Below are 605 nucleotides of genomic sequence, written 5' to 3' on the forward strand. Positions count from 1 at the left end.
CGACTCCCCGAGGCATATCGCAGGCTCCCACGTCCTTCATCGGCTCCTGATGCCAAGGCATCCACCGTATGCCCTTAAAAACTTGAACACACGAAACGATCAAACAAATCGCAACAGAGAACAAAACCCCACAAAACATGGAGTCTCGTTCAGAGATGCTCGCGTCCACTGTGTAGTTCTCAAAAAACAACCGGGTCTACCAGCGCGGCCAGGTGAATGCTCACCCGGCCGACATCTGGTCCCGCGATCCAAGAGGACCGGACTCAACGTCCGTTTCCTCAGGACCCAACAGCGTGTCCACCCCGCGACCTGCCCGAACTCGTCGTTCCCACTCCCCTCACGGGCGGTACTAGCCGAGACGCACAAGACGCCTGATGAATAACCAGTGCTCCACATCTATGAGCAGCCACCCAGCGAACATTCGCCGCTGACGATGGCCACCGACCACACTCTCCCCAGGGGGAGACGATGTGGCCGATTGATGCTCCTTAGAAAGGAGGTGATCCAGCCGCACCTTCCGGTACGGCTACCTTGTTACGACTTCGTCCCAATCGCCGGCCCCACCTTCGACCGCTCCCCCCCTTACGGGTTGGGCCACGGGCTTC

2 rRNA genes are annotated in these 605 nt (G+C 59.0%); both read right to left on the minus strand.

The features are described 5' to 3' along the window. Positions 1 to 88 (minus strand): 23S ribosomal RNA (locus ACFPCY_RS43050); the annotation flags it as partial. Between the two features lie 404 nt (positions 89 to 492). Continuing rightward, positions 493 to 605: ribosomal RNA gene (locus tag ACFPCY_RS43055) — 16S ribosomal RNA — on the minus strand; the annotation flags it as partial.

The organism is Actinomadura gamaensis, assembly GCF_042652125.1.
Lineage (GTDB): Bacteria > Actinomycetota > Actinomycetes > Streptosporangiales > Streptosporangiaceae > Spirillospora > Spirillospora gamaensis.